The organism is Siccibacter turicensis LMG 23730 (assembly GCF_000463155.2).
Classification (GTDB): domain Bacteria; phylum Pseudomonadota; class Gammaproteobacteria; order Enterobacterales; family Enterobacteriaceae; genus Siccibacter; species Siccibacter turicensis.
On the sequence record NZ_AWFZ01000050.1, the window covers coordinates 285335 to 293052 of the forward strand.

A 7718-nucleotide genomic window follows, 5' to 3' on the forward strand; every position below is an offset into this window, starting at 1 on the left:
TGTTTTGTACTTAGAACCCGAAGGCCCTGAAAACTTCGTAAAATCCGCGCAATACGGGTTAATTGTACACACTTAGTGTTGCTTAGCACCAACAACCTCAAGAACGCTGTCAAGGGCCTGCTGAGGGTTTTCGCTGTCTAACCAGCGGACCTCTTTCCAGCCCCGCAGCCAGGTCATCTGGCGCTTCGCCAATTGTCTCGTGGCGCAAATACCTCGATAAACCATTTCATCGTGTGATATTTCCCCCGCCAGATAAGACCACATCTGCCGGTATCCCACACAACGAACGGAAGGCATCTCCGTATGCAAATCTCCACGGGCATAAAGCGCCCGCACTTCAGCTTCAAAATCTGAAGCTAACATCTGATGAAAACGCTGCTCGATTCGTTGATGGAGCAGTTCACGGCTCGCCGGGGCGATGGCGAACTGATGCACCTGGTAAGGCAGAGCGTCTCCTGACGTTTGCGTCAGATCCGTTAAAGTTTTACCCGAAATGAAAAAAACTTCCAGTGCCCGGGAAAGCCTTTGCGGATCATTTGGATGAATCCGTGCTGCGGCAACCGGGTCGATGACCTCAAGTTGCCGGTGCAGCGCGTCCCATCCCTGCTCTGCTGCCTGTTGCTCGATTCGAGCCCTGACTGCGGGATCCGCCGATGGCAGCGGCGATAACCCCTCCAGTAATGCTTTGAAGTAAAGCATGGTACCACCCACCAGCAGCGGGATCTTGCCTGCTGCGGTAATTGCGGCCATTTCCGCGAGCGCATCGCGCCGGAAATCGGCGGCGGAGTACGCCTGCGCCGGGTCGAGGATGTCCATCAACCGATGCGGAGCCTGAGCCTGTTCATCGGCGGTGGGCTTGGCGGTACCGATATCCATTCCCTTGTAGATAAGGGCGGAATCGACGCTAATCAACTCTACCGGTAATGTTTTCCGCAGGTTTATCGCCAGCGCGGTTTTGCCAGAGGCCGTGGGGCCCATCAAAAAAATCGCCTGTGGCAGGCCAGTCTTACTTACTTCAGTCATGGTTCAGGGCTTTCATCGCCGGATGTATATCAACAGGTTGTAACAAACCACCAGGCGGTAACTTCACCAGTTGCGGACAGAGTCGTTCGAGGTCGGCCAGTAAGGAGATGGCCTGGGCCATGTTCCACTGCTGGTGTTCGCTCGCCAGATGACGTGCAAGCCATTGCGCGACATCTGATTCTTGCGCCACTGTCTGCTGCGCCAGGTAGCCTATCAGTTCAGGAATCAAGATTTGTAAATTTTGTTGGCGTAAGGGTAAAGGCACCGCCCGAATCGTAAGATGTTGCGAGTCGGTTAACAATTCAATACCCATTTTTGCCAGAAGCGGTTGCGCCTGCGTCACGGTTTTCAGTTCGTGAGCGCCGAGCTTCAGCCGCACCGGGATAAGCAGCGGCTGGGCGCACAGTTTTTCACTGCCGGGCGCCAGTTGCGCCTGTTTAAGCCAGCGCTCTGCCACCGGCAAGGCCAGCAGCGCAAGCGCGGCGCCCCGCTCCATCAGCGCATAGTGTGGGGCGATGATGGTCAGTACACGTCCAAAGCTGTGCGAATGGGCGTCATGCGTCATCGCCGGCGGCGGTTCGGCGGCGGGCGTGCGGTCCGTCGCCGGCACGTCCATCAGTTTTTGATAGAGCGCCCCCTGCTGTTTCTGGTAGCCCGGCTGGGCGTTGGGCCAGCCCGGCGCAGCGCCCTGTCGTGGCGCAGAGTGCGCATTGCGCGGCGCGGCCGTTTCGCTGGTGGCATACCGCGGCGCGGCGCTGTCGCGCGCCAGGTCCGGCCCGGAGAAGTGATTCTTCCCGGACGCCACGCGGTTTTCCGGCTGCCAGCGCGCCGTCTCCGCTTCCGCCTCGTTGCTCAGCGGCAGCGCGGCGTCCGCCTGCGGCTGCAGCACGGTGACAACGCCCTGATAGATAAAGTCATGCACCAGTCGGGACTGATGGAAGCGCACTTCGTGCTTGGCCGGATGTACGTTGACGTCCACCTGATGCGGGTCGATCTCCAGATACAGCACGTAGGCTGGCTGCTCACCGGCACCGAGCTTGTCGTCGCACGCCTGGCGAATTGCATGGTTGATCAGCCGGTCGCGCATCATGCGCCCGTTCACGTAGCAATACTGAATATCGCCCAGCGCCGCCGTGGTGCTGGTGGGTTCGGCAACCCACCCGCGCAGCGCCAGATCGCCGTGCTGCCATTCGATAGCCAGCGCTTTTTCCAGAAACGGCGTACCGCAAATCGCCCCGAGGCGGCGTTCACGCGGCGCGCCTTCAGGGACCGCGCGATACTGACGCACCATTTTGCCGTTGTGGCTCAGGTTAATAGTGACGTCGAAGCGGGCCAGTGCAATACGACGAATCACTTCATCAATATGGCCGAATTCGGTTTTTTCGGTGCGCATAAACTTGCGGCGCGCCGGAGTGTTATAGAAAAGATCGAGCACTTCCAGCGTGGTGCCGGGCGGATGCGCGGCGGGTTTCACCGTCACATTCATGTCGCGCCCTTCCGCATAGGCCTGCCAGGCCTCCTGCTGCTGCTGGGTGCGAGAGGTGAGCGTGAGGCGCGATACCGAACTGATACTGGCCAGCGCTTCGCCGCGAAAACCGAGGCTGACAATGGCCTCCAGATCGTCGAGAGAGGCGATCTTGCTGGTGGCATGCCGCGCCAGCGCCAGCGCCAGCTCGTCTTTACCGATGCCGCAGCCGTTGTCGCGAATGCGAATCAGCTTAGCGCCGCCGCGTTCGATATCAATATCAATGCGCGTTGCGCCAGCGTCGAGGCTGTTCTCGATAAGCTCTTTGACCACCGACGCAGGGCGCTCCACCACTTCGCCAGCGGCAATCTGGTTCGCAAGCTGAGGGGGTAGGATCTGAATCGGCATGGCTACTCCTTAGTTGGTCAACAGCCCGCTACCCGCCGGGCCGGATCGCACCGTCTGGCTGGCATTCGGGGAATCCGGCGCGGACTGCAGAGGGTGCGCCAGGAAATAGTTGCGCAGCCCTTTGTAGATAGCCTCGGCAATCTGCTGCTGGTAGTCATCGCTTGCCAGCAGTCGCTCTTCGCTGCTGTTACTGATAAACCCGGTTTCGACCAGCAGGGAGGGGATATCCGGCGAACGCAGCACGCCCAGGCTGGCGTGTTCCGGGCGGCGCTTATGCAGCGAGCCGACGCGCTGCATTTCGCTCAGCACTTTGGTCGCGACATCATACCCGACGCGCTGCGAATGTCCGAACTGCAAATCCAGCACCGCCTGGCTGAGATACTTATCGGCCTCGCTGTTCGCCAGCACGTCGCCCGCGCCGCCCAGCAGCTCGGACTGCTTCTCATGCTGTTCAAGCCAACCCGCCATTTCGCTGTTGGCGCGACGGTTAGAAAGTACCCACACCGAGGCGCCGGTGGCCTGACGGTTAGGAGCGGCATCGGCGTGAATCGACACCAGCAGATTGGCATTCTGTTTGCGCGCCACGTCGGAGCGGCCCATTACCGAGATGAAGTAGTCTCCGTCGCGGGTCAGCACCCCTTTGAACATCGGGTCGGCATTCAGCAACGTGCGCAGCTTGCGGGCGATGGCGATGGTGATGTTTTTCTCACGCGTGCCGCCCTGGCCAATGGCACCGGGATCCTGGCCGCCGTGACCGGCGTCGATGGCCACCACCACCTGTCCGCTGCCAGCCGGCGCCCGTGCCTGGGCGACGGGCCGCGTGGTGGTATTGCTGCCAATCACGCTGGTGACGCGGTTGCGGTCTTCGTCAAAGGGGTTTTTCGCCGGCTGCTGCTGGACCGGGCGCGATACCGGCTGTGGCGGCTCGCGTCTGGCAATGACCGGCGCAGGCGGCGGAGGCGGTGGCGCATCGGCGTTGATGGTAAACACCACCGTATAGTTATCCCCGCGCTTCTGTTTTTCCGCCCGGGTTTTACCGTTCTGGGTGAGATCCACCACCAGACGCAGGGACTGGTTATCCTTTGGCGTGCCGGAGCGGATGCTTTTCACCAGGTTGTCGCCGCTGAAGTTGAGCGGCAGCCCCTGAATCACCCCGGTCTGCTTGATATCAAGCGCCACGCTGCGTTTACCCTGCTGGCTGAACGCGTAGTCGGGCTCGCCGATAAAGCTGAAGGTGATGCGCGCCTGGCGGTCACCGTTGGACACCTGAATATCCGATAAACTCGCCGCAAAAGCCGGTGCACACAGCAACAGCAGTGCGGCCATCAACCACTCTTTCACGCGAAATTTCATCCTGTCATCCTTGCGGGGTAGCGAGCCGCGCCAGTAATGCCTCACCCGATGCGGAAGCCGCCTGAATGCGCGCCTCTCGCCCCTGTGCCTGATAGTCGATGTAGATCCTGAGATCCGGCTCGGGCAGCACGCCCGCGCCCTGCTGCGGCCATTCGATAAGGCAGATGGCATCGTCGGTGAAATAGTCGCGGATGCCCATAAACTCCAGCTCTTCAGGATCCGCCAGCCGGTAAAGGTCGAAGTGATACACCGTCAGTTTGTCGAGGGTGTAGGGTTCCACCAGGGTATAGGTGGGGCTTTTTACGTTGCCCACATGGCCCAGCGCCTGCAAAAAGCCGCGGCTGAAGGTGGTTTTGCCCGCACCCAGATCGCCAAAAAGATAAATTACCGTGGCCCCTTCACAGGCCTGCGCAACGCGCGTGCCAAGAGTTAAAGTCGCCTGTTCGTCGGATAAGGGGATAACACGATTCATCATGGTCAGGTCAATTCAGTTCCGGGTTAACAAAATAGTGCAGCGTCGTAAACAGATCCGTCGCCAGCATTCCTCGGGTGCCGATCCGGCTGGCAACGGCGTCCGCCGCCGCCCCGTGCGCCACACAGGCCGCGCAGGCCGCGTCGTAGGCCTCCAGCTTCTGTCCCAGCATCGCGCCGGTAATACCGGAGAGCACGTCGCCCATGCCGCCGCTGCCCATACCGGCATTGCCGGCGTCGATCAGGCCCAGTTGCGTTTCATCGACAACAACCGTTCCCGCGCCTTTCAGCACCACTACACCACCATACTGTTGGGCCAGGCGTCGAGCGGAAAGTAAGCGGTCGCTTTCAATTTCCGCCACGCTGCAGCGCAGCAGCCGTGCCGCCTCGCCGGGATGGGGCGTAATCACGCGATTGTGACGTTTATCGGGGTGGATTGCCAGAAGGTTGAGCGCATCGGCGTCCCACAGCATCGGCTTGCGAAAGTTCTCTGCTTTTTGCAGCGCCCGCTTGCCCCACTTCTCCTGGCCGAGCCCCGGCCCAATCACCAACACATCGGCCCATTCCAGCCCCTGCTCCAGCGTGGCATCGGTCACCTCCTGCACCATCAGCTCCGGGCGGGCCGTCAGCAGCGGGCCGATATTCTCTGCGCGAGTAAGCACTCGCACCAGGCCTGCACCCGCCCGCAATGCGGCTTCCCCGGCCATACGAATAGCCCCGGCGGTACCGCTGTCGCCGCCAACGATCAGCAGACGACCGTTGTCGCCTTTATGCGAGGTGGGCCGCCGCGGTTTCAGCCAGCGGGATAAATCCTCGGCCCCGTAACGCATAATGGGTGCCTGATGCCCGGCCAGCCAGCTCTCCAGGCCGAGCGCATGGTGATGCAGCACGCCCGTGACGTCCCGCGCCTTGCCAGTCAGCAAGCCGGGCTTCAGGGCGATAAAGGTAAGCGTGTGTGACGCATTGATGACCGCGCCCGGCGTCGCCCCGGTTTCCGCCAGCAGGCCGGAGGGAATATCCAGTGCCACCACCGGCGCGGGATGCGCATTGGCCTTTTCAATCAGCGCGCTGACCGCCTCGCGCGGGGCATCGTTGATTCCCGTGCCGAGCAGCCCGTCAATAATCAGATCCACCGTCTCCGGCCACAGGGCATCGGCGGCATGAATTTCACCGCCCGCATCGAGCCACGCCTGACGCGCGGTGTCGGCCTCCTCAGGCAGCGGTTTATCGCTCTCCAGCGCCAGCAGCGTAACGCTGAGCCCCGCGCTCTGCGCCAGGCGTGCCACCACGTAGCCATCGCCGCCGTTATTACCGTGGCCGCACAGCACCAGCCAGTGCTGCGCTTCGGGATAGCACTCGCGCGCCAGGCGGAAAGCGGCTTCCCCCGCGCGCTGCATCAGTTCATAGAGCGTAATGCCCAGGCTGTCCGCCGCCTCGCGTTCCGCGGTGCGCAGCCAGGCTGCCGGCCAGACAGAGTGTGGTATACTGGCCGCGTTCGTTTTCATCTTATGGTCCGTCATGTCACAGCCCCTCGATCTCAATCAGTTAGCGCAAAATATTAAACAGTGGGGTGCCGAACTGGGTTTTCAGCAGGTAGGTATCACCGATACCGATCTCAGCGCCAGCGAGCCCAAACTGCAGGCGTGGCTCGACAAACAGTATCACGGTGAAATGGAGTGGATGGCGCGCCACGGTATGATGCGCGCCCGCCCGCACGAACTGCTTCCCGGCACGCTACGCGTTATCAGCGTGCGCATGAACTACCTGCCCGCCAACGCGGCTTTCGCCAGCACGCTTAAGAACCCACGCCTCGGCTATGTCAGCCGTTACGCGCTGGGTCGTGACTACCATAAGCTGCTGCGTAACCGCCTGAAGAAGCTGGGCGAAACCATCCAGCAGCACTGCGCCACGTTGAATTTTAGACCCTTTGTGGACTCTGCGCCCATTCTGGAGCGCCCGCTGGCGGAAAAAGCCGGGCTTGGCTGGACGGGTAAGCACTCGCTTATTCTTAGCCGCGACGCCGGGTCGTTCTTTTTCCTCGGCGAGCTGCTGATCGACCTGCCTCTGCCGATCGATTCCCCGGTCGAAGAGGGCTGCGGCCGCTGCGTGGCCTGCATGACGATCTGCCCCACCGGCGCTATCGTCGAACCCTACACCGTGGATGCCCGCCGCTGTATCTCCTATCTCACGATTGAGTTAGAAGGGGCAATTCCGGAAGAATTTCGCCCGCTTATTGGCAACCGTATCTACGGATGCGACGACTGCCAGCTCATCTGCCCCTGGAATCGCTTTTCGCAGCTGACCGACGAAGCCGATTTTAGCCCGCGTCAGGCGCTGCATGCGCCGGAGCTGGTCACGCTGTTCGCGTGGAGCGAAGCGCAGTTTTTGAAAGTCACGGAAGGGTCGGCTATTCGCCGCATCGGGCATCTGCGCTGGCTGCGAAATATTGCGGTCGCGCTGGGCAATGCGCCCTGGGACGAGGCGATACTCGCGGCGTTAGCACAGCGTAAAGGGGAGCACCCGCTTTTGGATGAACATATTGAGTGGGCGATGGCACAGCAGATCGCTAAGCGAAACGCTAACGCGATTGAGGTACAGCTTCCGCAGAAAAAACGGCTGGTACGGGTGGTGGAAAAAGGTCTGCCGCGCGACGCCTGAGCCTGCGTCCGACTGTGAATAAAATTAAAAAGACGTTGTCATTCAAGGTGCAAAAAATCGTCAAGCCGCCAGGATAGCATTTCACTCAAAAAATAAGTGCAATAATAACAGTGCGTTATAAAAACTTGCCAAATAATAATTTGCCGACTAGATTCACAGCCGCCGACGCCATCCTGTGGATAACTCTGTTTAAAACTCTGTGACAATAAAACGCAAACCATCCTCAGCATGGTGTTTCTGCTGTGGATAATTAAGAAAGGAAGAAGATTTGGAGCGGGAAACGAGACTCGAACTCGCGACCCCGACCTTGGCAAGGTCGTGCTCTACCAACTGAGCTATT

General features: G+C 60.4%; 6 protein-coding genes. 1 reads left to right on the top strand and 5 read right to left on the bottom strand.

The features are described from left to right. Positions 1–72: 72 nt before the first annotated feature. The 5 genes from miaA to nnr are packed head-to-tail and all read right to left on the bottom strand — an operon-like array spanning position 73 to position 6240. On the bottom strand, positions 73–1023 hold the full coding sequence (gene miaA, locus DW58_RS17230; protein WP_024548300.1) for a tRNA (adenosine(37)-N6)-dimethylallyltransferase MiaA: 951 nt from the start codon (positions 1021–1023) through the stop codon (positions 73–75). Beyond that, positions 1016–2896: a DNA mismatch repair endonuclease MutL gene (mutL, locus tag DW58_RS17235; protein WP_024548299.1), complete on the bottom strand. Its 1881-nt coding sequence runs from the start codon at positions 2894–2896 to the stop codon at positions 1016–1018. Before mutL ends, miaA begins: the two co-directional genes overlap by 8 nt. A 9-nt stretch (positions 2897–2905) precedes the next feature. Further along, on the bottom strand, positions 2906–4249 hold the full coding sequence (amiB, locus tag DW58_RS17240; RefSeq protein WP_024548298.1) for an N-acetylmuramoyl-L-alanine amidase AmiB: 1344 nt from the start codon (positions 4247–4249) through the stop codon (positions 2906–2908). 4 nt (positions 4250–4253) lie between these two features. Further along, positions 4254–4724 carry a tRNA (adenosine(37)-N6)-threonylcarbamoyltransferase complex ATPase subunit type 1 TsaE gene (gene tsaE / locus DW58_RS17245; RefSeq protein WP_024548297.1) on the bottom strand — a complete coding sequence of 157 codons (471 nt, stop codon included), beginning with the start codon at positions 4722–4724 and terminating at the stop codon, positions 4254–4256. 7 nt (positions 4725–4731) lie between these two features. Continuing rightward, complete coding sequence (gene nnr, locus DW58_RS17250; protein ID WP_029696493.1) at positions 4732–6240, bottom strand: bifunctional ADP-dependent NAD(P)H-hydrate dehydratase/NAD(P)H-hydrate epimerase; 1509 nt, start codon at positions 6238–6240, stop codon at positions 4732–4734. Between nnr and queG the strand changes: the two genes are divergently transcribed. Then, positions 6239–7378, top strand: coding sequence for a tRNA epoxyqueuosine(34) reductase QueG (gene queG / locus DW58_RS17255; protein ID WP_024548296.1), 1140 nt, complete (start codon positions 6239–6241; stop codon positions 7376–7378). The genes nnr and queG overlap by 2 nt on opposite strands. Positions 7379–7718: the final 340 nt, after the last annotated feature.

Coding starts and splice junctions, on each gene's coding strand:
- tsaE (WP_024548297.1), bottom strand. CDS start 4,724: ATGATGAATCGTGTTATCCCCTTATCCGACGAACAGGCGACTTTAACT.
- mutL (WP_024548299.1), bottom strand. CDS start 2,896: ATGCCGATTCAGATCCTACCCCCTCAGCTTGCGAACCAGATTGCCGCT.
- queG (WP_024548296.1), top strand. CDS start 6,239: ATGTCACAGCCCCTCGATCTCAATCAGTTAGCGCAAAATATTAAACAG.
- nnr (WP_029696493.1), bottom strand. CDS start 6,240: ATGACGGACCATAAGATGAAAACGAACGCGGCCAGTATACCACACTCT.
- miaA (WP_024548300.1), bottom strand. CDS start 1,023: ATGACTGAAGTAAGTAAGACTGGCCTGCCACAGGCGATTTTTTTGATG.
- amiB (WP_024548298.1), bottom strand. CDS start 4,249: ATGAAATTTCGCGTGAAAGAGTGGTTGATGGCCGCACTGCTGTTGCTG.